General features: G+C 71.3%; 20 protein-coding genes. 13 read left to right on the top strand and 7 right to left on the bottom strand.

Features of this window, described 5'->3' with window-relative positions:
• The first annotated feature begins 42 nt into the window (after nt 1-42).
• The gene (locus ASC58_RS05535; RefSeq protein WP_056918625.1) at nt 43-387 is read left to right on the top strand and encodes a PadR family transcriptional regulator; all 345 of its coding nucleotides are present in this window, start codon (nt 43-45) and stop codon (nt 385-387) included.
• Nucleotides 384-995: a hypothetical protein gene (locus tag ASC58_RS05530; protein WP_056918624.1), complete on the top strand. Its 612-nt coding sequence runs from the start codon at nt 384-386 to the stop codon at nt 993-995. The genes ASC58_RS05535 and ASC58_RS05530 overlap by 4 nt, the downstream gene beginning before the upstream one ends.
• Here the strand turns inward: ASC58_RS05530 and ASC58_RS05525 are convergent.
• Nucleotides 976-1,416 carry a VOC family protein gene (locus ASC58_RS05525; protein ID WP_056916701.1) on the bottom strand — a complete coding sequence of 147 codons (441 nt, stop codon included), beginning with the start codon at nt 1,414-1,416 and terminating at the stop codon, nt 976-978. The two genes, ASC58_RS05530 and ASC58_RS05525, sit on opposite strands and share 20 nt — an antisense overlap.
• 129 nt (nt 1,417-1,545) lie before the next feature.
• Here ASC58_RS05525 and ASC58_RS05520 point away from each other — a divergent pair, with 129 nt between their 5' ends.
• Nucleotides 1,546-2,670: an aminotransferase class V-fold PLP-dependent enzyme gene (locus tag ASC58_RS05520; RefSeq protein WP_056918623.1), complete on the top strand. Its 1,125-nt coding sequence runs from the start codon at nt 1,546-1,548 to the stop codon at nt 2,668-2,670.
• 41 nt (nt 2,671-2,711) lie between these two features.
• Here ASC58_RS05520 and ASC58_RS05515 read toward each other — a convergent pair whose 3' ends face one another.
• The 3 genes from ASC58_RS05515 to ASC58_RS21255 are packed head-to-tail and all read right to left on the bottom strand — an operon-like array spanning nt 2,712 to nt 4,943.
• Complete coding sequence (locus ASC58_RS05515; protein WP_056918622.1) at nt 2,712-3,269, bottom strand: hypothetical protein; 558 nt, start codon at nt 3,267-3,269, stop codon at nt 2,712-2,714.
• Nucleotides 3,266-3,886: a CDP-alcohol phosphatidyltransferase family protein gene (locus tag ASC58_RS05510; RefSeq protein ID WP_162246821.1), complete on the bottom strand. Its 621-nt coding sequence runs from the start codon at nt 3,884-3,886 to the stop codon at nt 3,266-3,268. The genes ASC58_RS05515 and ASC58_RS05510 overlap by 4 nt, the downstream gene beginning before the upstream one ends.
• Nucleotides 3,873-4,943, bottom strand: coding sequence for a hypothetical protein (locus ASC58_RS21255; protein WP_162246820.1), 1,071 nt, complete (start codon nt 4,941-4,943; stop codon nt 3,873-3,875). The genes ASC58_RS05510 and ASC58_RS21255 overlap by 14 nt, the downstream gene beginning before the upstream one ends.
• Nucleotides 4,944-5,137: 194 nt before the next feature.
• Here ASC58_RS21255 and ASC58_RS05500 point away from each other — a divergent pair, with 194 nt between their 5' ends.
• The 6 genes from ASC58_RS05500 to ASC58_RS05475 all read left to right on the top strand — a co-directional run bounded on the left by ASC58_RS05500 (nt 5,138) and on the right by ASC58_RS05475 (nt 10,302).
• Complete coding sequence (locus ASC58_RS05500; protein ID WP_056918619.1) at nt 5,138-6,286, top strand: sensor histidine kinase; 1,149 nt, start codon at nt 5,138-5,140, stop codon at nt 6,284-6,286.
• The gene (locus ASC58_RS05495; RefSeq protein ID WP_056918618.1) at nt 6,283-6,924 is read left to right on the top strand and encodes a response regulator transcription factor; all 642 of its coding nucleotides are present in this window, start codon (nt 6,283-6,285) and stop codon (nt 6,922-6,924) included. Before ASC58_RS05500 ends, ASC58_RS05495 begins: the two co-directional genes overlap by 4 nt.
• Before the next feature lie 115 nt (nt 6,925-7,039).
• Entirely contained in the window at nt 7,040-7,699 is a 660-nt protein-coding gene (locus ASC58_RS05490) for an N-acyl homoserine lactonase family protein (protein ID WP_056918847.1), read from the top strand.
• Nucleotides 7,700-7,737: 38 nt separating this feature from the next.
• Nucleotides 7,738-8,907, top strand: coding sequence for a CaiB/BaiF CoA-transferase family protein (locus tag ASC58_RS05485; protein WP_056918617.1), 1,170 nt, complete (start codon nt 7,738-7,740; stop codon nt 8,905-8,907).
• Between the two features lie 17 nt (nt 8,908-8,924).
• Entirely contained in the window at nt 8,925-9,539 is a 615-nt protein-coding gene (locus ASC58_RS05480; protein WP_157598375.1) for a hypothetical protein, read from the top strand.
• A 100-nt stretch (nt 9,540-9,639) separates the two neighbouring features.
• Nucleotides 9,640-10,302, top strand: coding sequence for a Type 1 glutamine amidotransferase-like domain-containing protein (locus ASC58_RS05475; protein ID WP_056918615.1), 663 nt, complete (start codon nt 9,640-9,642; stop codon nt 10,300-10,302).
• On the opposite strand, the gene ASC58_RS05470 is transcribed toward ASC58_RS05475, so the two are convergent.
• Complete coding sequence (locus ASC58_RS05470) at nt 10,299-11,324, bottom strand: tagatose 1,6-diphosphate aldolase (RefSeq protein ID WP_056918614.1); 1,026 nt, start codon at nt 11,322-11,324, stop codon at nt 10,299-10,301. The genes ASC58_RS05475 and ASC58_RS05470 overlap by 4 nt on opposite strands.
• A 90-nt stretch (nt 11,325-11,414) precedes the next feature.
• Between ASC58_RS05470 and ASC58_RS05465 the strand changes: the two genes are divergently transcribed.
• Complete coding sequence (locus ASC58_RS05465) at nt 11,415-12,488, top strand: carbohydrate kinase family protein (RefSeq protein ID WP_162246819.1); 1,074 nt, start codon at nt 11,415-11,417, stop codon at nt 12,486-12,488.
• Entirely contained in the window at nt 12,485-13,072 is a 588-nt protein-coding gene (locus tag ASC58_RS05460) for a dihydrofolate reductase family protein (protein ID WP_056918612.1), read from the top strand. Before ASC58_RS05465 ends, ASC58_RS05460 begins: the two co-directional genes overlap by 4 nt.
• Before the next feature lie 82 nt (nt 13,073-13,154).
• On the opposite strand, the gene ASC58_RS05455 is transcribed toward ASC58_RS05460, so the two are convergent.
• The gene (locus ASC58_RS05455; protein WP_235529134.1) at nt 13,155-14,462 is read right to left on the bottom strand and encodes an acyl-CoA desaturase; all 1,308 of its coding nucleotides are present in this window, start codon (nt 14,460-14,462) and stop codon (nt 13,155-13,157) included.
• Between the two features lie 18 nt (nt 14,463-14,480).
• Complete coding sequence (locus ASC58_RS05450; protein WP_056918611.1) at nt 14,481-15,614, bottom strand: ferredoxin reductase; 1,134 nt, start codon at nt 15,612-15,614, stop codon at nt 14,481-14,483.
• 156 nt (nt 15,615-15,770) lie between these two features.
• Here ASC58_RS05450 and ASC58_RS05445 point away from each other — a divergent pair, with 156 nt between their 5' ends.
• The gene (locus ASC58_RS05445; RefSeq protein WP_235529113.1) at nt 15,771-16,910 is read left to right on the top strand and encodes a CdaR family transcriptional regulator; all 1,140 of its coding nucleotides are present in this window, start codon (nt 15,771-15,773) and stop codon (nt 16,908-16,910) included.
• A 129-nt stretch (nt 16,911-17,039) separates the two neighbouring features.
• The gene (locus tag ASC58_RS05440; RefSeq protein WP_056918610.1) at nt 17,040-18,032 is read left to right on the top strand and encodes a carbamate kinase; all 993 of its coding nucleotides are present in this window, start codon (nt 17,040-17,042) and stop codon (nt 18,030-18,032) included.
• Nucleotides 18,033-18,034 lie beyond the last annotated feature (2 nt).

The raw sequence follows: 18,034 nt of genomic DNA, 5'->3' as shown, positions 1-18,034 counted from the left end.
ATCCCTTGCGACATCGAGGCATCGGCCATTACCTTGTGTCGCATGGTACCCGGCGACGATGGGATCCTGACGCACCTGCGACGGGGTGCGTTGGAGTACTGCGTGCTCGCCATGCTCGCCGAGCAGGAGCTCTACGGCCTCGACATCGCCCGCCGTCTCACGGCCGACGGGGTCCTGCTGGCCAGCGAGGGAACGCTCTACCCACTGCTCGCCCGGCTGCGCAAGGCAGGCCTGGTCGACACCAGCTGGCAGGAGTCCGCCGAAGGACCTCCGCGCCGCTACTACGCGCTGACGGCCGACGGCACCGAGTCCCTCGCCGCCTTCAAGCGCACCTGGAAACCGTTCAGGGACGCGGTCGACACCGCACTCCAAGGGGGCATCACATGAGCTCGTCCACGACCCACCCGTTGACCGAGGCGTGGCTGCGCGACCTCGAGCTGCTGCTGCACGGCATCGATCCCGGCGAACGCGCCGAGGTCCTCGCCGGGGTCCGTGAGCACCTCGACGGCTCCCTGCCACCCGGTGCCAGCGACGACGACGTACGGCGCGTGCTCACCGACCTCGGCAGCCCCCAGTCCGTCGCCGACGAGGCCTGGGCCGGCCGCGCCATACCGAGGCCGGGGGCATCCGTCCGATCGACCTGGCTGGGCATCGCCGCTTCGTGCATCAACGGACTGGGTATCGCCCTGGTGACCCTCTGGTCGTGGAGCGTCACGGCACCCTTCGAGATCATCGCGCTGGGCACGCTCCTCGTCATCCCCTGGGGCATCGCTGTCGTCCTGTCGATGCTCGCGCCGGGATGGACCACGCGGCAGCGAGTGACCTCTGCACTCCTCTTCCCAGCCACGACCGTCGGCTACGCCGCTGTCGGCGAGGTGGCCGTGAGGATCTTCGGTCCCAGCCTGTTGAACATCATCCCCATGGTCGTCGTGCTGGGCGTCGTCCTCTGGGTCCTCGTCGGTCTGGTGAGGGCCGTCACCCGAGTCGCTCGGTGAGGGAGACGACGATGCCCTCCGGGCCTCGGACGTACGCCATCAGCCACGTGTCCTCGTAGCGTCCGACACCTCCGACCAGTCCGTACCCCTCCGCGGCCAACCGGTCGACGATCGACTGGAGGTCCTCGACGACGAAGCAGACGTTGCGCAGGCCGAGCTCGGTGGCCATCGCGTTCGGCGAGCCGGGCGTGTGGTCGGGCCGGACGAACCGCGCGAGCTCGAGGGCGGTGCCACCCCCGGGCGGCCTCAGCATCGCGACCTCGGTGCGCGAGCCAGGGATCCCGCACACGGTGTCGAGGAACTCGCCCTCGACGAACGTGCGCCCCTCGAGCTCGAGCCCCAGGCCGACGAAGAAGTCCACTGCGGTGTCGAGGTCGGCGACGGTGACACCGACGTGGTCGAAGCTCTTGAGCTGGGTCATGACGATCATCCTCCAACGGACTGGTGGTCGACGGCGGGTGCCGCCGCGCACCCCTGGAACGGAGCGGGCACGTCGTTCTCGACATCCCACCGGGCCGCACGTCCACGTCCGGTGTGGCAACCTGCAGAGGTGACTCTTCCCCGCCCCGAGATCGACCCCGACGGCCTGCTCGAGTACTCGGTGGTCTTCACCGACCGATCCCTGAACCACATGTCGAAGCGGTTCGTCGGCGTGATGCAGGACATCATCGACGTGCTGCGCACGACCTACTCCGCGCACACCGTGGCCGTGGTCCCGGGCGGCGGCACCTACGCGATGGAGGCAGTCGCACGCCAGCTGGCCACGGGCCGCCGGTGCCTCGTCGTGCGCAACGGCCTGTTCTCGTACCGGTGGTCACAGATCCTCGACGCCGGCTCCGTCGCCAGCGAGACGACCGTGTGCCGCGCGCGTCCGGCCTCGGACGAACCGCAGGCCCCGTGGACGCCGGCCCCCGTCGCCGAGGTGGTGGCCGCCATCGAGCGGGACCGACCCGAGGTGGTCTTCGCGGCGCACGTCGAGACCGCGGCCGGCATCCTGTTGCCCGACGAGTACGTCCGGGCCGTCGCGGACGCGACCCACGCGGTGGGCGGGCTGTTCGTGCTCGACTGCATCGCCTCCGGCGCGCTCTGGGCCGACATGACCGACCTGCACGTCGACGTGCTGCTCAGCGCGCCGCAGAAGGGGTGGAGCGGTTCGCCGTGCGCGGGGTTCGTCATGCTGTCGGAGGCCGGGCGTGAACGGGTGATGGCGACGACGTCGACCAGCTTCGCGGTCGACCTCCAGAAGTGGCTCACGATCAGCGAGGCGTACCTGCAGGGACAGACGCCGTACCACGCGACCATGCCCACCGACTCCCTCGCGCGCGACGCCGCCATCATGCTCGAGACCCGGTCGCTGGGGCTGGACTCCCTCAAGCAGGCGCAGAGATCGCTCGGCAGCAGAGTGCGTGCGCTGATGACCGAGCGCGGGTTCCCTTCTGTCGCAGCAGAAGGCTTCGCCGCGTCGAGCGTCGTGGTGTCGTTCACGGACGATCCCGAGGTCAAGACCGGGGCGAAGTTCAAGCAGGGCGGCATGCAGGTCGCGGCGGGCGTGCCGCTGATGTGTGGCGAACGCGACGACTTCTCGACGTTCCGCCTCGGGTTGTTCGGCCTCGACAAGCTGACCGACGTCGAGGGCGCCGTCGCCCGCCTCGAGGCCCACCTCGGGACCTCGTAGTGCCGTGCGGGTCGTCGTCCGTGCTGCGGAGATGAGCTCGCTCACCGCGGAGGGGCGCCCTGTTCGATCAGACGCGCGAGTGGCCAGGCGATGAGCGTGAAGCGGGCCAGTCGTCCGACGAAGCATGCCGGGACGAACAACGCGAGCCGCAGGCGCGCCATACCCGCCATCGCGCTGACCACGGCCAGCGGTGGGAGACCCACGAGGGCGCTCGTGGCCACCACGGTCGTCCCCGCAACGGGCGTGCGCAGGCGCTGCAGGGACCACGCCCATCCGGCTCTGAGCGCCCGCGGGGTCCCAGCGCGTCTTGACCCCGCACTCGATGTCCCCGAACGGGGGTGCCTGAATCCGCCCCTCACCTGGGGGAGGTGTTGGAGGCCCGCCGGGCCGTCGCGGGCCGTGAGGTAGATGAGCACCTTGGCCGTGCTCTGACCGGAGGTCAGGCCGAGCACGAGCAGCATCCAGGCCGGCGGTCGGCCAGCCACCGTCGCAGCCAGGATCGCCTCGGCGTTAACCACGGGGACGAGACCTGACGCGAGCCCGCCGCCGAACAGGCCCAGGGCCAGACCAACGTCCGTCCACGGCGCGTCGCCGTTCATGTCGCGCGAACCCGGGTGGTGAGGCGACGCAGCCGTGCGCAGGACCACAGCTTGCCGAGGAGCACGCCAGAGGCGAGGACGGTCGCGAGCCCGGCGTGACCCGCGAGGCAGGCCAGCACGATGACCGAGGTGTTCACGGCCTTGGCGGGCCGAGACCAGTTCCAACGCCACAGTGCCAGGTCGACGGTGTGGAAGTCGTTGGGGCCCTTGATCTCGAAGGCCAGGAACCCCAGGGACAACATGGTGTCGACGACCGCGAACTCCACGACGTAGATGCTGATCGGGACGATCGTCCGCGGGTCGACGGCCACGAAGCACGCTGCGCACAGCAGGCTGTTGGCACGGTCGGCGACGATGTCGAAGACGGCCCCGATCCTCGTCTCGAGGCCCAGGCGTCGGGCCACCTCGCCGTCGGCCATGTCTCCGATCCAGTAGACGAGATACGCCGCGGCCAACAGGATCCCGCTGTCCGTGGCCACCGCCCTCAACGCCAGGACGATGGACAGGACCGTGCGCAGGACGGTGACGGCGTTCGGGAGCGTGAGAGCCGGCTCGTGGGCGACCTCTCGTGTGGACGGCGGTACCGCAACGGGGGCCCACACCTCAGCCCAACGCACGAGCCCACTCCGAGAGCGGGGCCTCGGGCGTCGACGGCTGCGCGAACTCCACCACGTCCCCGGCCCGGTCGACGAACGCGATGGTGCCACTGTCCAACGGTGTTCCACCCGAGTCGGCGGCAGCGTCGAGGAACCACACTGCCGACATGGGCACCGCGGCATACCCGACGGCGGCCGGCAGGGGGCCCGCCTCGCGTTCGATGTCCTTCACAGGCCGAGGGTTGAACTTGTCCCCGGTCGGGTCCGTGACCAGACCGAGGAGGGTCGGATGCGAGGGCGCCTTGGCCACCAGAGGCCGGAGACGCACCACGGCGGCCGACACCTGCGCCACCGTGCCGACCGCGATGACGACCGTCTTCCCGCGGTAGTCGGCCCAGCTCAGCGTCCCGCCCCCGAGACGCTCGACCGTGAAGTCCGGGACGTGGTCGGGGACCGTAGGAACGGGCTGGCTGTCGGGGTCGTGGGACACCTCTCCCCCCGGGCGGGTACCACAGACCTCGTCCATCCAGGCGGCGGACGCCTTGCTGGGGAGCGGCAGAGCGGTGGGCGGCCCGGTCTCGCCCAGCGCGCGGAGCCGAGGCAGCAGGGCGAGGGCCGACCGGATGCCGTCGTCATGGTCGTCGCGTCCGCGCATGTCGGACACGGTCACGACCACCTCCCCAGTGACCAGCGTGAGCTCGCCCATGACGACACCTGCGGGGACTCCCAGCTGGGGTTCGAGGCGAAGGCAGTGGGTGCCGAAGACGTCCGGCGGACGGTCGGAGGTCGAGACGACGACAGGATCGGCGCAACCCCCGTCGCCTGACGGCTGGCAGCTGCCGTAGTCCGCCTCCACCTGAAGAGTCGGGGCGTCCTCCTCGACGAGGTCCAGGACCGTCAGCGGAAGGTCGTCGACCGTGGTCCCCAGGTAGTACGCGGGCTTCCCGGTGGCACGGACCTGGGCGATGACCGAGTCCACCTCGCGCTGGGGCAGGGCGCTCCCCGCGCGGAAGGAGGAGTCACCGCCGGGAGCAGCACCGCAGGCGGACAGTGAGATGGCGACAACGCTTGCCGCCATGGCAGCGACGATCGGGCACCCGGTGCGCATCGGTCCTCCAGGGGTGGTCGTTCCGGCGGGGAGGAGTGAATGGTGGCTCTGCGGGAGCGCGGGCCGCGTCGCCCACGAGGTCCGTCCTCGTCGGCGTACGGGATGAGCGTCCTGTGGACCACAGGAGGACCACCGACACCTCCACACCCGCGTAGCCTTGGCTCATGTCGGGGCTTGTCCGGCGTCTGACGTGGCGGGACTGGGCGGTCCCCGGGGCCCTCTGGGTGGCGGGCCTGCTCGAACTGTGGGACCCGTTGAACGTCCGCGCCCTTCCGGTGCACGGACCACGGTGGCCCTTCGTCGTCGCGGTGACGTTCTGCAGCGCCGCACTATTGGTGCGCCGGACCCGACCCGAGTGGGCTCTGCTCGTGGTCGTCACGTCGGTGGTGGCGACGACGACGACGGCCTACAACGCGATCCTGCTGTCGGAGACCTACCTCGTCGTCGTGGCGGTCTTCGCCTGCGGCCGGTACGGCACCACGCCCCTGAGGTATGCCGCCGTCGCCCTTCCGGAGGTGCCGCTGCTGCTGTGGCTGGCGGCCCACCCGGAGGTCCATGTCGCGAACGCCTGGGCCTGGGGACTCAACGCCGTGTGGATCTTTGCGCTCGGCGCAGCCTTCCGCCGGGAACGGATCCTGCGCGAGCGGGTGACCCAGGCCGTCGCCGCGCAGTCCCGTATGCATGCGGCGGAGCAGCGCGTCAGCCTCGCCAGGGAGGTGCACGACGTGGTGTCCCACAGCCTCAGTGTCGTCGTCGTGCAGACCGAGCTGGCACGGTTGTTCATGACGTCGGACCCAGAGCGCGCAGAGGAAGCCCTGCGACGCGTGCAGGAGACCGGACGCACCGCCCTGGGAGAGACCCGTCGCCTGCTCGAGGAGCTCCGGGACCCGACATCGGCCGATGCTGCGGCCTTGACGCCGACCTGGCCCGACATCCCCGAGCTCGTCCACCGGATGCGCGAGTCGGGGCTCCACGTCACCCTCCAGCTGCCGGATGGCGACCCTCAGCTCACCCCGGAGGCGTCGGCCGCGGCATACCGGGTGGTGCAGGAGGCGCTGACGAACTCGCTGCGGCACGCACGGACGTCGCAGACGACCGTCGACGTCACCCGGCAGGCCGATCTGTTGCTCATCGAGGTGCAGAACGACACGGAGGCGGCCGTCGGCATCGACGAGCCGGCCGTGGGCGGTGGGTACGGGCTGTCTGGCATGCAGGAGCGGGTGACCGCCTGTGGTGGGATGCTCACGACCGGGCCACGGCCCGAGGGTGGGTACCGCGTCCGGGCAGTCCTTCCCGTGGCGGGAGGCCGATGACGACGACCCTCGTCGTCGTCGACGACCAGATCCTCATCCGCGACGGCATCGCGGCGATCCTCGATGCCGAGGCCGACTTCGCTGTTGTCGGCACCGCCGCCGACGGAGCCGAGGCCGTGGGACTGGTGACCACTCTCGCACCGGACATCGCCCTCATGGACATCCGCATGCCCGACGTCGACGGCATCGAGGCGACCCGGCAGATCGTCGAGTCCGGTTCCGCCACCAGGATCATCATCCTGACGACCTTCGGCGCGGACGACCTGGTCCTCGCCGCGCTCCGGGCCGGGGCCAGCGGGTACCTCCTCAAGGACACGCCACGGGCATCACTCGTGGCCGCCATCCGATCCGTGGCCGCCGGGGAGGCCGCCGTCGAGAAGCAGGTCCTGGACCGCCTCGTCAATGCCAGGCCCGCGCCGCCCCACCCGGAGACGGCGCAGGTGCTCGCGCGGCTGTCGCCCAGGGAGACCGAGGTCCTCACGCTCGTCGCCCGCGGTGCCACCAACCCCGAGATCGCCCGTCAGCTGTTCATCGGCGAGACGACCGTGAAGACCCACGTGTCCCGGATCCAGGCCAAGCTGGGGGCACGCGACCGCGTTCAGCTCGTCGTCATGGCCCATCGCGCCGGCGCCACCTGACGGCCCACGGGCGCCCGGCGCCGACCGGCGCCGACGATGAGTTCGATGTCACCGCGCGGTCATAGTGTGGAGAGCACGGTGCCGGCCGCACCCTGACCCCGAGGAGATGAAGCGCATGGTGACGTCCACGGACACCGGTGACGAGGAAACGCCCGAACCGTCGCCGGTGACGGTCACGCCGGTCCTGGCTGCCGAGCTGCTCGTCGAGGACGGACGCATGCCGGTCTACGTCCACGTCATCGACCACCCCGAGGGGCGCGTGCTGGTCGACACCGGGATGACCCGGCTGCACCCTGCGGTGGCCGACATGGATCCGCGTGTCTTCCCCCTGGACAGCCAGCCCGACTTCGACGTCGCGGGCATCGACATGGTCGTCAACACGCACCTGCACTTCGACCACTGTGGTGGCAACCACCTCTTCCCCGACCGGCCGACCTACGTCCAGAGGCGCGAGCTCGACGACGCCCTGGGTCAGGACGACTACACGATCCGGGACTGGGTCCAGGCGCCGGGCGTCCAGTACGTCCCCGTCGACGGACCGCACGAGCTGCTCCCCGGGATCCGGCTCGTCCCGGCGCCCGGCCACACCCCCGGTTCGCAGGTCGTCGTCGTCGAGGCGGGCGGTCGCTCGGTCGTCATCGCCGGTGACACGGCCGTCTTCTTCTCCGAGCTCGACGAGCCGCGTACCGAGGGCCAACGGCTGATCCGCGACCTCGACCCCGACGAGGTCTGGCTCTCGCACGAGCACGAGCCGTGGCGGCCCCCGACCGAATGACCTCCCCACGACGGCTGGGGCCCTGACAGGATGGCGCGGTGAGCGCACCGCTGGAGGACATCACCGTCGTCGACCTGTCCCGCGCCCTGGCCGGCCCGCACGCGGCGATGATGCTGGGAGACATGGGAGCCCGCGTCATCAAGGTCGAGTCGCCGGGCAGCGGTGACGACACCCGCGGCTGGGGACCACCCTTCGTCGGGCCGGAGGACGACCCGGTCTCGACCTACTACCTCAGCGCCAACCGCAACAAGGAGTCGATCACCCTCGACCTCAAGTCCGACGACGGCCGCGACGTGCTCACCCGCCTGGTCAGGGCGTCGGACGTCCTCGTGGAGAACTTCCGCCCCGGCGTCCTCGACCGCCTCGGCTTCACCGTCGAACGCCTGCACGAGCTCAACCCCCGCCTCGTCGTGCTGTCGATCAGCGGCTTCGGCCACGACGGTCCGCAGGGCGGCCGCGCCGGGTACGACCAGATCGCCCAGGGCGAGGCCGGACTCATGTCCGTCACCGGTCCCGACGCCGACACCCCGCAGCGGGTCGGCGTGCCGATCGGTGACCTGCTCGCGGGCATGTACGGCGCGTACGGCGTCGTCGCAGCCCTGCACGAGCGCGACCGGACCGGCCGCGGCCGGGTGGTCCGAACCAGCCTGCTCGCCGCGGTCGTCGGCGCGCACGCCTTCCACGGCTCGGCCTACACGGTCGCCGGCCACGTGGGCCGCGCGCAGGGCAACCACCACCCGAGCCTGTCCCCCTACGGCCTCTTCCACTGCAAGGACGGCGACATCCAGGTCGCGTGCGGCAGCGAGTCGCTGTGGGTCAAGCTGGCCCGGGCGTTCGACCTCGACCCGGCCGCTCCCGGCATGAGCACCAACCGCGAGCGCACGGTCAACCGCGACCAGGTCACCGCCACCCTCAACGCAGCGTTCGCCGACCACCCGCTCGACGAGCTGCTCCCCCGGCTCGCGTCGCTCGGCATCCCCGCCGGCGAGGTGCGCACGATCGACCGCGTGTACGACTGGGACCAGACCCGCTCGCAGGGACTGGTCATCGAGGTCGACCACCCGGTCCTCGGCCCCATCGAGCTCCCCGGACCGCCGATCCGCTTCGACGACAACGGGTATGCCGGTGGGCGGGCCGAGCACCTCGCCCCGCCGACGTTGGGCCAGCACGACGAATCCATCCGGAACTGGCTCGACGAGCTGGGCTGACGCGCCATACTCCCGCCATGGGGGCAACGATCCACGAGCCCGTGGGGACTGCGGCGAGGGCACCGCGTGCTCCTCGCCGACGGGGCCCTGCGGCCCTCGGGCTGCTGACCGTCGCGAGCATCGGCTTGTCGGCGCTGGGGATCGGGACCGGTGACGGACCACTCGGGCCCCCGCCGGGGTACGGCGTGGGGGTCTCGCGCGACGTCGGCTCGGAGGTGACGGAGGGTTCGACGTTCCTCGTGAACCACGGCTGGTTCACCGCTCACCTCGAGAGCGTCCGTCCCGTCTCCGTGGGGGACGAGGCCGCCGGGCTGACGGTCACCGCGGTCGAGGTCGCGCCAGCATCCCCCTCGGGAATCGGCATGGTCGATGGCGACGGGTACGAGTACGTGGCGCAGGGTGTGCGCAGCAGCCCCGCGGAGTACGCCGTGCTGCCTGAGCGACGGGTGGGCAAGGACGCCGGGTACGTCGAGGTGCTCGTCCGTGCCAAGGTGACCAGGCCAGGAACGTGGCACTACCGGGGTTACGAGATCGTCTACCGATCCGGATTCGTCAAGCACCGCATGACCGTCGGCGCAGACTTCTGGGTGTGCACGCCGTCCGGCACGCAGTGCCCACCGGGGTCGGACTGAACCGATCGCCGACCTCCGCGACACGGCGGGGCACCGATGAGTTCCGGGCTGCCCGCGGGTCTGTAGTCAGCACCGGCAGTCAACACACCACGGAGGCAGTATGAGGCTCTTGCTCACCTCGGGTGGGGTCACCAACCCCAGCATCCGCGCGGCCCTGCTGGACCAGCTCGGCAAGCCGATCGAGGAGTGCCACGCCCTCTGCGTACCGACGGCGCAGTGGGGCCACCCGATGTGCGGACCCGGGTCCGTGCAGGGCTTCATCGCTGCCGGCCCCACGTGGCGCAGCCACACCGGTCTCGGCTGGGCCTCGCTCGGGGTCCTCGAGCTCACCGCCCTCCCCAGCATCGGCCGCGAGCGGTGGGAACCCTGGGTCCGCGGGGCCGATGTCCTCCTCGTCGACGGTGGGGACGCGACGTACCTCGCCCACTGGATGCGCGAGTCCGGCCTCGCCGACCTGCTCCCGTCGCTGACCGACACGGTCTGGGTCGGGGTGAGCGCGGGCAGCATGGTCATGACGCCACGCATCGGCGACTACTTCGTCGAGTGGGCAGGGGCACCCGACGACAGTGCGCTCGGCGTCGTCGACTTCTCGATCTTCCCGCACCTCAACCTCTTCGCGACCAACACCCCGGCTCACGCCGACCGCTGGGCGGCCGACCTCGGCGCCCCCGCCTACGCGATCGACGAGCAGACCGCCATCGCGGTCGTTGACGGCCGGGTCGAGGTCGTCTCCGAGGGTGACTGGACGGGTTACGGGCTCTAGCTGGACTCGAGGTACCGCTCGTGCCAGCCGGCGGTCAGCGACTGCGCGACCTCGTCGACGGTGGGCACCTGCCGCCAGGGCCGCCCGTGGGCGCGGAGGGTCGCCACGCTCTCGTCCAGCCGGTCCCGGCAGCGCTGCACGGCCTCCACCCGCTCCTCCTCGGGCCCACCCACGGCCCCGGTCCAGATCGCGCGCCCGGCCATGAAGCCGCACGCCCCTGCGCGGGCGACGATCTCGAGCTGCCGCCGGAAGACGTCATACGTGCCCGATCCGGACAGCATGACCCACGGGGTCCCGGCGCAGGCGGCATCGATCGCCCGGGCCGCGTCGGTGCCGGACTGCTCCCCCGTCACGCCCTCGGGTCCGATGACGAGGTCGCCCGGGAACTCCGACTTCAGCACGTCGATGCCGAGGCCGACGAACTCGCGCGCAGCGCCCACGAGGGTCTCCTGCCGCTCTGCCCTGGCGGCTTCACTCGCGGGGTCCTGACCTTCGGCGGGGTACCACAGCGGCTCGACCACCAGCGGGATCTGGTGGCGTTCGCAGTCAGCAACCAGACGGGACACCACCGCGCGGATCTCGTCCGCGTCGTCCGCGTCGGGACGCCACCAGACGACCATCTTCACCGCGTCCGCGCCGAGGGTCTTGATCTTCTCGACGGTCCACCGGTCACGGACCGCCGTGGCGGTCCCGAACCCGCCATCGGGCTGGTAGCTGAGCGACTCGATGCCGGTGATGATCCCCGTGCCGGCCGGGATCACTCCCGTCGCGATGCCCTGCGCCAGGGACCAGAGCGGGTCGACGAGGAAGGCGCTCGCGTGCGGCGCCAGGGCCGCGATCAGCTCGAGCTTGCTCCGTGTCGCCTGGGCCGACGTCACCCGGCGCCAGTCGGGGTCGAGCATGGCGAGGTAGTTCTCGGGGTGGTCGATGGCCAGGGTCGCGATGAAACCGTCGTCCGTCGAGATCCGGGTCAGCGACCGGACCTTGCCGAGGCTTGCGGGGCCGCTCAACCAGTCAGTCATGCTCGCAGCGTAGTGACAACGGCCGGGCCTCAAGGGACGATGGGCGACCCGGTCATGGTTCGGCCGGGCCGACTCAGGGGGGAGGGCACCGTGGCCCGTGTCGCCGTCGCCGGGCACCTGTGCCTCGACCTGACGCCCGAGCTGCTCGGGGGCGAGGTCATCGACCCGGGCCACCTGCTCGAGGTGGGCGCCCTCTCGGTGCGGCTGGGAGGCAGCGTCGCCAACACCGGTGGCGACCTCGCCGACCTCGGGACACCCGTCGACGTCTTCGCCACCGTCGGCGACGACGACCTCGGCGTCCTGCTTCGCCGGATGGTGGCCGAACGGCCGGGCATGACGCCACGGCTGCGTCAGGTCGACGGCGCAGCCTCCTCCTACAGCCTGGTGTTCGAGTCCCCGGGAACCGACCGGACCTTCTGGCACCACGTCGGCACCAACGCCCACTTCGACGGCAGCGAGGTCACCCTCGACGACGACCTCGACCTGCTCCACCTCGGCTATCCCAACCTCCTGCCCGCCCTCCTCACCGACGGTGCGACCCCCATGCGTGAGCTCCTGGCTCGCGTGCGGCGGACCGGCGTCACGACCTCGGTGGACCTCGCGGTCATCGACCCCCGTTCCCCCACCGGCGCCCTGGACTGGGAGGAGATCCTGCGCCGGACCGTCGGCGAGGTCGACGTCATCACCCCGAGCATCGACGACCTGACCTCCGCGCTGCCCGGGCTCGCGGGGTCGGCGGCCCCGGACGACGCGTGCGTCGAACGCCTGGCGCTGACGCTGCTCGACTGGGGGGCCGCGGTCGTGGCCGTGTCCGCGGGCGCCCGCGGCGTGTTCCTGTGTACCGGGGACACGGCTCGCCTGCACGCGGCCGGCCGGGCCCTGCCCGATCCTGACCGCTGGGTGGGCGTGCGCGAGTGGGTCGCCCCGTATGCCGTGACCCGCCTCGCCACGACCACGGGCGCCGGGGACGCAGCGACCGCAGGCCTGCTCCACGGGCTGCTGACCGGTCTGGCGCCCCGGCAGGCGGGAGGCCTCGCCATGGCGTGCGCTGCCGCGGTGGTGTCCGGACGGCGGCCGACCCCGGAGGCCCTCGCCGGCATCGACCCCGCACTCGTCGGGGGCACCGATGACTTCCGGGCGGGGCGCCGGTCAGCTCCGGCATGACAGCCACCTACACCTTCGACATCTTCACGAGCCTCGACGGCAACGCCTCCTACGGACCACCCGGCGACTGGGGCGGCTACTGGGGCAAGCAGGGTCCCGAGTTCCTCGAGCACCGGTTCCAGACCTACGCGGCCGCGCAGCGCATGGTCTTCGGCGCCACCACCTTCGGCCAGTTCCAGCAGATGCTGCCGATGATGGGCGACGAGCGCGATCCCTGGCTCGACCGGATGGTCGCGCTGCCCACGACCGTGATCTCCTCGACGATGCAGGACCCCCTCGACTGGCCGGACGCCTCGGTCGCCGGCGGGGACGCCGTGGACACCGTGCGGCGCCTCAAGGAGGAGTCGGACGTGCCGCTCCGTTCGCACGGCAGCCTCTCCCTGAACCGCGCCCTGATGGCCGCCGGGCTCGTCGACATGGTCCAGGTGACCGTCTTCCCCGTCGTGGCAGCCCAGACGGGGGACGAGCCGGTCTTCGCCGGCGCCGGGGACTTCGACCTCGAGCTGCTCAGCACCCGCACGCTCGACGGCCGGACCCAGGAGCTGGTCTACCGGCCCACGCTGCGCACCTGGCCGACCGAATGATCGGACGGAGACAGACCGACGGCCCACGTCCTGGCGAGAGGAGGTGGGCCGTCGGCGTCTTGAGCGTACCGCCGAGGTGGACTCAGGCGGTGCGGCGGGGGGGCGCGTGACGCAGCTTGCGGCGCAGGCGCTTGCCCACGGCCTCGGCAGCGATGCCGACGCGGGTGCGGCCCTCCTGCTTGTTCGGCAGGGACAGCACGACGACCTGCTTCCACGCGGAGGCGACCTGCTTCGGCAGCGGACCCGTGGTGTAGGTCAGGCCGTAGCGCTCGCAGATCTCCTGGATGCGCGGGGCGATCTCGATGTAGCGGTTGCTCGGCAGGTCCGGGAACAGGTGGTGCTCGATCTGGTGCGACAGGTTGCCGGTCATGAGGTGCATGGCCTTGCTGCCGCTGATGTTGGCGGAGCCGAGCATCTGGCGCAGGTACCACTCGCCGCGGGTCTCACCCTCGATGGAGGACTTGGCGAAGGTCTCGACGCCCTCGGGGAAGTGGCCGCACATGATGACCGAGTGGGTCCAGACGTTGCGGACCGTGTTGGCGACGAAGTTCGCACCGATGGTGTGGAAGAACGACGGGCCCGACAGCAGCGGGTGGATCAGGTAGTCGCGACGGGCCTGGCGGCCGATCTTCTTGAGCACCTTGGCGCCGTCGTTGCGGAAGTCCTCCTTGGACTTGCCCCGACCCTTGACGTACGCGCCGACCTCGAGGTCGTACGCGGCGATGCCGTACTCGAAGAACAGCATGTTCGTGAAGTTGTAGATCGGCTGGCCGAGGTAGGCGGGGACCCACTTCTGGTCCTCGTCGACGCGCATGATGCCGTAGCCGAGGTCGTTGTCACGGCCGATGACGTTGGTGAAGGTGTGGTGGAGCTGGTTGTGCGAGTGCTTCCAGAACTCCGACGGGGAGGCGTTGTCCCACTCCCACTCCTGGCTGTGGATCCGCGGGTCGCGCATCCAGTCCCACTGGCCGTGCATGATGTTGTGGCCGAGCTCCATGTTCTCGAGGATCTTCGCCACGGACAGGCCGGCGGTGCCGACGAACCACGCCGGCGGGAAGATCGAGAAGAGCAGGACCGCGCGGCTGCTCATCTCCAGCCCGCGCTGCCACTTGAGGACCTTGCGGATGTATGCCGCGTCGCGGGTGCCGCGCGAGTCGAGGATCTCCTGGCGCAGGGCGTCGAGCTCGTTGCCGAGGGCCTCGATGTCCTCCGGCGTCAGGTGCGCGGCCGGGTCCGGCTTCCCGGACGGCTTCGGCGCGTGGGTGCGCTCGGTGGTGACGACGTTGAGGCGGCTGTTGACCGCCTTGGTCTGCTTCGGGGCGCTGGGCGTCCCGGCGAGCGACCCGTCGATGGTCAGGTCGAAGTTGTCGGTCTCACGGTTCTGGGCAATGGCAGCCACTGTTCGCTCCTAGAGGTCGATCTCGCAGGCGCCGGCGGCTGCCGACACGCAGGTCTGGATGCGGACGTCGTCGTCCGGTGTGGCCACGGTGAGCTCGCCGTTGCGCAGGTCGCGCACGGCTCCCTCACGCAGCGGGAGTACGCAGCCGAAGCAGATGCCCATGCGGCACCCGGAAGGCATGAGGACGCCGGCTTCCTCGCCGGCGTCGAGGATCGGGGTGGCGCCGTCGGACTCGATGACGATGCCGTTCCTGCGGAAGGTGACCGTGCCACCCTCGCCCTCGGAGATGATCACGGGGCGGAAGCGCTCGGTGTGGATGCGGTCGGCGAGGCCGGCCTCGGCCCAGTGGGCCTCCATCGCGTCGAGCATGCCGGTGGGGCCGCAGCACCAGGTCTCGCGCTCGCGCCAGTCCGGGACGAGGCGGTCGAGGTCGGTGGGGCTGAGCAGGCCGTCGGTGTCGGTGTGCAGCTCGACGAGCTGCAGCGACTCGGCGTCGGCCCACGCGCGCAGCTCGTCACCGAAGATGACGTCGTCGCGGGTCGGGGCCGAGTGGACCATGACCGCGTCGGGCAGCTCCGCGAGGTGGTTGCGCAGCATGCCCATCACCGGGGTGATGCCGCTGCCGGCGGTGAGGAACAGTGCCTTGCGCGGCGTCTGGGCCGGCAGCGTGAACTCGCCGGTGGCCTGGTCGAGGTGGATGAGCGTCCCGGGCACGAGCTCGCGGACGACGTGGTTGCTGACCTTGCCGCCGTCGATCGCCTTGACCGTGATCGCCACGGCGCCGTCGGGGTCGCCGACGAGCGAGGTGAGCGAGTACGCGCGCCAGTTGCGGACGCCGTTCACGTCGACGCCGATGCGGATGTACTGGCCGGGCACGTGGCCCTTCCAGCCGCGACCGGGCTTGATCCGCACCGTGGCGGCGTCGCGGGTCTCGGCCGTGACGGACAGGACGCGTCCGCGCAGGTCGGCGCCGCTGCGCATCGGGGCGATGAGGTCGAGGTACTCGGCGGGCACGACAGGCGTCGTCACAGCCTGGGCCACCCGGGTCAGGGTGTCGCGCAGCGAGCGCCGGGGTGGGGCGTCGCGCAGCGAGCGCCGGGGTGGGGCGCCCTGAGCCGTGCGGGGAGGGAGGACTGCGGTCATGGTTCCATCATGGCGTCATGAGGGTCTAAAATCCTGACCCAGAAGCGTGAGTTCTCCGATGAGAGTTGTTCGCAGATGACAAAGATTGACGAAAATCCCCACGAATCGCCCACGGTGACCGCCGATCGAGCGGCAGCCCTCACACTGTCACCCGAGGTGCAGACCGCCTTGCGGTCGCACCTGCCCTCCGTGGCCGAGCACGCCGTCGCCGCCATCATCGTCGAGGTTCCTGTGTATGCCGCGGCGCGCAGCTTCATGGTCGACAACATCGAGGCGGCCGTACAGATGGCCTTGGGCAGCTTCCTCACGCTGGCCGCCCGGTCCGGGGACGCCTCCACGCCGCTTCGCCCCGCCCAGCGTGGCTCCTACGAGCTCGGTCGGGGCGAGGCCCGCAGCGGCCGCAGCGTGGACGCGCTGCTGTCCGCCTACCGCGTCGGCGCCCGCGTCTCGTGGCGCCAGCTGTCCGCCGTCGCGGTCGAGGCGGGGATGGACGCCGGCCAGCTCGCGCAGTTCGCCGAGCTCGTCTTCGCCTACATCGACGAGCTGTCGGCGGCCAGCGTCGCCGGCCACGCGGACGAGCTCGAGACCTCCGAACGCCTCCAGCGCCAGCACCGCGACCGGCTCGCCCTCGAGCTGCTGCGGGGCGCGTCCGAGGAGGTCCTCCTGCGCCGGGTCGACCGTGCGCGCTGGGACAAGCCGGCCACCATCACCGCCGTGCTGACCCGCGAGACCGACCTGCACGGCATACGCGGGCTCGTGGACCCACGGTCCCTCGTCCTGGCCGAGGACCTGCCCGACGTCGCCGCCGAGGAGAACGTCGCCGTCGTCCTGGTCCCGGACCTCTCCCCCGGCGGCCGGACCAAGCTGCTGCGGTCGATCGGCACGAGGGACGCCGTCGTCGGGCCGACCCGGCCGTGGCTGCAGACGGTCGGCTCCTACCAGCGCGCCCTGCGGGCCCACCGGCTCGTGCGGGGGCACGACCGCGCTGAGCGTGCGGCCTACGACACCGAGGCGCACCTGGCCGACCTCGTGCGGGCCGCAGACCCCGAGGCCCTCGCCGACCTGCGGCGCACGGCGCTCGCCCCGCTCGACGACCTCACCCCCGTGGCCCGCGAGAAGCTCGAGGAGACCTTGCGGCTGTGGCTGCTGCACCGCGGCCGGCGCGAGGCCGTGGCGGAGGCCTTGTTCGTGCACCAGCAGACCGTGCGGTACCGCGTGGGCCAGCTGCGCGACCTGTTCGGCGACGACCTCGACGATCCCGAGGTGGTGCGCGACCTCGTCGTGGCGCTCGGATGAGGAGGCGGTCGCGGGGAGGCACGGCGACCAGATCTGCCAACCGCACCCCGGCTGTTGGGCAGGTCCTGCCAACGTCAGCGCGCACTCCGCCTCCCTAGGCTCACCGCACGACGACTGTGGGGAGGTGGCATGCGGGTCCTGATCGCGCTGGGTGGCAACGCCATGACCGGCCCCGACGGCAGCGCCACGCCGCAGGCCCAGCGCGAGGCGATCGCCCTCGCGATGGCACGGGTCGCCGAGGTCGTGGCCGAAGGCCACGAGGTCGTCGTCACCCACGGCAACGGCCCCCAGGTCGGCAACCTCCTCGTCAAGAACGAGCTCGCGGCCCACGTGGTCCCGCCCGTCCCGCTCGACTGGTGCGGCGCCCAGACGCAGGGAACCATCGGGTTCACCGCGCTCGACACCCTCGAGGCCGCGTTCGCCGCGCGAGGGCTCTCGCGCCGGGCAGCCGCCGTCGTCTCCCGCACGCTCGTGGACCCCGACGACCCCGGGTTCACCACACCCACCAAGCCGGTGGGCCGGTTCCTCCCCCACGACCAGGCCCTGCCGCTGATCGAGCACGGCGAGACCTGGCAGGACCGCGGCGACAAGGGGTGGCGCCGCATGGTCGCCTCCCCCGAACCCCTCGAGGTCCTCGACACCCACACCGTCCTCACCCTCCTCGCCGCGGGCTACGTCGTCGTCGCGGCCGGTGGCGGCGGTATACCGGTCGTCCGGCAACCCGACGGATCGGTCCACGGCGTCGAGGCCGTCGTCGACAAGGACCTCACCGCCGCGGTCCTCGCCCGGGCGATCGGCGCGGAGGTGCTCGTCATCGCCACCGACGTCGAGCACGCCGTCCTCGGGTACGGCTCGGCGTCCGCCCGCGAGCTCGGTCGGGTGCAGCTCGCCGAGATGGAGGGGTATGCCGCGGCGGGCGAGTTCGCTTCCGGCTCGATGGGTCCCAAGGTGGAGGCGGCGCTCCGGTTCGTCCGGGGCGGTGGTCGTCGCAGCGTCATCACCGCCCTCGACCGGATCGCCGAGGCCGTCTCCGGCGAGGTCGGCACCGTCATCGAACCCGCGCCAGCCGCAACGTCCCCAGCTCCTCCCCCTGCAACCCCCGCAACTCCAACCGGAAGGTGAGT

Source organism: Phycicoccus sp. Root101, assembly GCF_001426245.1.
In the GTDB taxonomy this organism is placed as follows: domain Bacteria; phylum Actinomycetota; class Actinomycetes; order Actinomycetales; family Dermatophilaceae; genus Pedococcus.
This window is presented reverse-complemented; position numbering and strand designations above follow the sequence as displayed.

Excerpts from the sequence above, each read along its gene's own strand:
- ASC58_RS05535 (WP_056918625.1), top strand. The coding sequence starts at position 43 with ATGGTACCCGGCGACGATGGGATCCTGACGCACCTGCGACGGGGTGCG.
- ASC58_RS05530 (WP_056918624.1), top strand. The coding sequence starts at position 384 with ATGAGCTCGTCCACGACCCACCCGTTGACCGAGGCGTGGCTGCGCGAC.
- ASC58_RS05525 (WP_056916701.1), bottom strand. The coding sequence starts at position 1,416 with ATGACCCAGCTCAAGAGCTTCGACCACGTCGGTGTCACCGTCGCCGAC.
- ASC58_RS05515 (WP_056918622.1), bottom strand. The coding sequence starts at position 3,269 with ATGAACGGCGACGCGCCGTGGACGGACGTTGGTCTGGCCCTGGGCCTG.
- ASC58_RS21255 (WP_162246820.1), bottom strand. The coding sequence starts at position 4,943 with ATGGCGGCAAGCGTTGTCGCCATCTCACTGTCCGCCTGCGGTGCTGCT.
- ASC58_RS05500 (WP_056918619.1), top strand. The coding sequence starts at position 5,138 with ATGTCGGGGCTTGTCCGGCGTCTGACGTGGCGGGACTGGGCGGTCCCC.
- ASC58_RS05495 (WP_056918618.1), top strand. The coding sequence starts at position 6,283 with ATGACGACGACCCTCGTCGTCGTCGACGACCAGATCCTCATCCGCGAC.
- ASC58_RS05490 (WP_056918847.1), top strand. The coding sequence starts at position 7,040 with ATGGTGACGTCCACGGACACCGGTGACGAGGAAACGCCCGAACCGTCG.
- ASC58_RS05480 (WP_157598375.1), top strand. The coding sequence starts at position 8,925 with ATGGGGGCAACGATCCACGAGCCCGTGGGGACTGCGGCGAGGGCACCG.
- ASC58_RS05475 (WP_056918615.1), top strand. The coding sequence starts at position 9,640 with ATGAGGCTCTTGCTCACCTCGGGTGGGGTCACCAACCCCAGCATCCGC.
- ASC58_RS05470 (WP_056918614.1), bottom strand. The coding sequence starts at position 11,324 with ATGACTGACTGGTTGAGCGGCCCCGCAAGCCTCGGCAAGGTCCGGTCG.
- ASC58_RS05460 (WP_056918612.1), top strand. The coding sequence starts at position 12,485 with ATGACAGCCACCTACACCTTCGACATCTTCACGAGCCTCGACGGCAAC.
- ASC58_RS05450 (WP_056918611.1), bottom strand. The coding sequence starts at position 15,614 with ATGACCGCAGTCCTCCCTCCCCGCACGGCTCAGGGCGCCCCACCCCGG.
- ASC58_RS05440 (WP_056918610.1), top strand. The coding sequence starts at position 17,040 with ATGCGGGTCCTGATCGCGCTGGGTGGCAACGCCATGACCGGCCCCGAC.